Annotated in this window: 3 protein-coding genes; all 3 read left to right on the forward strand. The window is 70.6% G+C overall.

Annotation, left to right across the window (positions count from 1 at the left end; all coding sequences use genetic code 11):
• The first annotated feature begins 147 nt into the window (after window positions 1-147).
• The gene (locus tag IE312_RS01780) at window positions 148-990 is read left to right on the forward strand and encodes a C1 family peptidase (protein WP_229898875.1); all 843 of its coding nucleotides are present in this window, start codon (window positions 148-150) and stop codon (window positions 988-990) included.
• A 67-nt stretch (window positions 991-1,057) separates the two neighbouring features.
• Window positions 1,058-1,609, forward strand: coding sequence for a zinc-binding dehydrogenase (locus tag IE312_RS01785; protein ID WP_189977603.1), 552 nt, complete (start codon window positions 1,058-1,060; stop codon window positions 1,607-1,609).
• Between the two features lie 510 nt (window positions 1,610-2,119).
• Window positions 2,120-2,947 carry an FAD binding domain-containing protein gene (locus tag IE312_RS01790; RefSeq protein ID WP_189977606.1) on the forward strand — a complete coding sequence of 276 codons (828 nt, stop codon included), beginning with the start codon at window positions 2,120-2,122 and terminating at the stop codon, window positions 2,945-2,947.
• Window positions 2,948-3,069 lie beyond the last annotated feature (122 nt).

Below are 3,069 nucleotides of genomic sequence, written 5' to 3' on the forward strand. Positions count from 1 at the left end.
ACCGTGCAGACGGATTCTCACACCTCTCCTGACGACGACCGAGCAGGACCAGGCCGAGCAGGAATGCAGCCAAGCAGGAATGCAGCAAGGAAAAATGCAGAGAGGGAGGCCGTCATGACCGCTGAGGCGAACGGTCCCGTTCAGGGTATGGGGTGGATACCCGACCATCCCGATCTCCGCGACTTCACGAAGGACACACCGCTGGTCGGGAAGGCCCTTGGTGTGACGGGTGCACTGACCCGGGCGGACTCGGTGCCGGAGGCCGTCGATCTGCGGCCCAAGTGCCCGCCGGTCTTCGACCAGGGTCAGCTCGGATCGTGCACGGCGAACGCGGCGGCCGGGGTTCTCACGTACTTCGAACTCCAGTCGACCGGCTCCTATGCGCCCGCGTCCCGGCTCTTCATCTACAAGGCGACCCGGGACTTCCTGCAACAGCAGGGCGACACGGGGGCCACCCTGCGCGCCACCATGGGGGCGCTCGCGCTCTTCGGTGCTCCGCCCGAGAAGTACTGGCCCTACGACATCAGGAAGTTCGAAGTCGAGCCCTCGGCATTCTGCTATTCCTTCGCGGGGAACTACCAGGCCCTGGTGTACTACCGCTTGGACCAGGTGAATGCCGATCCGGGCACGGTGCTGACCGACATCAAGACGCACCTGGCCTCAGGGCTGCCCTCGATGTTCGGGTTCACCGTGTACAGCAGCATCGAGCAGGCCACGGGCGGGGACATTCCCTTCCCGACACGGCATGAGAATGTCGTCGGCGGGCACGCCATCGTTGCCGTCGGGTACGCCGACGATCGCGTGGTGACCAACCCCAACGACGGCACGCACACGACCGGTGCCCTCGTCATCCGGAACTCCTGGGGCACCGGCTGGGGCGACGCGGGATACGGCTATCTGCCCTACGAGTACGTACTCCAAGGCCTCGCCACCGACTTCTGGGTGCTGGTGAACGCAGAGGACCTCCAGACCGGCCCGTTCGACTCCTGACCGCCCGACGGCCCGCCGTCCTTCCGGGGGCGGCGGGTCCCAGGCCGGTCTGCGCGAGGGGGAGGACGTGCTGATCCACTCCGCGGCGGGAGGCGTGGGCTTCGCGGCCGCCCGACTGGCCCGGGAGTCGGGGGCCGGCAGGGTGTACGGCACGGTCGGTTCGGCCGGCAAGATCCCGTACGCCGCGGAGCTGGGCTACGACGAAGTGTTCCTGCGCGAAGGCTTCGCGGAACGGCCGGCCGAGGTGACGGGCGGCCGGGGCGTGGACCTGGTCCTCGATCCCGTCGGCGGCCCGATCCGGGAACAGAGCCTGACCGTGCTGGCGCCCTTCGGCCGCGTGGTGGCCTACGGAGACCTCGGTCGGCACCCGCAGTGGACGGCCTCGGTGCGGGATCTGTGGAAGGGCAACCGCACCATCGCGGGCTGCAACATCGGTGACCTCGCCCGCCGGTCTCCCGAGCGGATCGGTGCGTATCTCGCCGAAGCCCTCCACCTCCTCGCGGCGGGGCGGATCCGGTCCGGGGTGACGCGGATCCTGCCCCTGGCCGAGGCGGCGACGGCGCACCAGCTGCTGGAGACGGGCACGGGCCGGGGCAAGGGTTTTCTCTCGGTGGCCTGACCTCCTGCGCGCGACGGCTGCCGCGGGGCCGCTGCCCGGGGCACCGCCGCGTACCTCGCCGGAAGGCGGGTCCACCGGGCTGACGCGGTGCGTCCGTGCGGGGGCGGTCAGAGCAGGTGACCGGGGGGCGAAGCCCCTGTGTGCGCACGTCGCTCCGAGCGCACCGACCGGGGTCCGCGGCACGGTGCCGACCGGGCCCGACGGCGCCGTCGATCACGCTCCGCCGCACCGGGGCCTCGCGGCCCGGGGCGCCGGCGCTCTGCACCAGGGCTTCGGGGCGCCTTTCCTGCGCGGCTCGCAGACGGCCCCGCAGCCGGGGCAAGGCGATGGAGAAGTACGGCCCGGTCGGCGCGTCCGGTCGGCACGGCGAAGTGCACCTCCGGTCCGCCCGCCTCGACGATCGTCAGACCACTTCCCGGCGTTCCGCGGGCGAGGACCACGCGCTGGGATAAGCTGTGACAAAAGCGCCTTTTTTTCCGTTGGGTCCGTTCTCCCGTAGGCCGGTTTTCGATGGACCTCAACACCGTCACCGAAGTGGTCCGGCGACCGTCCGAGCGGCCGGGCACGGACTGGCGCGAGGGTGATGCCTGGCTCGCGGGCGGAACCTGGCTCTATTCCACGGAGCAGCCGGACCTGCGGCGGCTGATCGACCTGACGGCGTTGGACTGGGAGCCCCTGGTCCTCACGGACGAGGGGCTGGAGATCGGCGCCACCTGCACCGTCCGTGATCTGTACGCCTTTCCCTGGCCCGAGGACCGGACTCCGGGGAGCCTGTTCCGGGCGAGCTGCGAGGCGTTCCTGTCCTCGTTCAAGGTGTGGAACGCGGCCACCGTCGGCGGCAACATCTGCCTGTCCTTGCCCGCCGGTCCGATGATCACCCTGACGGTAGCGTTGGAGGCGCGGTACGAACTGTGGGCGGCCGACGGCTCCGTGCGCTTCGTCGACGCCCTCGATTTCGTCACGGGCGACCACCGCAACGTCCTCGCCCCCGGCGAGCTCCTGCGGCGCGTCACCATTCCGGAGCACGCGCTGCGCAGACGCACCGCACACCGTCGCTTCTCGCTGACCCGGCTCGGCCGTTCGACGGTGTTCCTCGTCGGCACCCGGCGACCGCACGCGAGCCAGCTGTTCCTCACCGTCACCGCCGGCACCACGCGGCCGGTCCGCATCGCCTTCGACTCCCTGCCCGATGCCCGGGCCCTGCGGCAGAGCATCGAGGCCGTGCCGGCCGACGTCTGGTTCGCCGATCCCAACGGGACCCCGGACCACCGCCGGCATCTGACACGGCACTTCGCCGCGGAGATCTGCCGCGAACTCACGGCCGGGGACCCGCCATGAGCTACCTGGTCAACGGCAAGGCGTTCGACCGGGAACCGCGCCCCGGCCAGTGCCTGCGCACCTTCCTGCGCGAGCTGGGCCACTTCGGCGTCAAGAAGGGGTGCGACGCGGGCGACTGCGGC

This window comes from Streptomyces capoamus (assembly GCF_014654935.1).
GTDB classification, from domain to species: Bacteria; Actinomycetota; Actinomycetes; order Streptomycetales; family Streptomycetaceae; genus Streptomyces; species Streptomyces capoamus.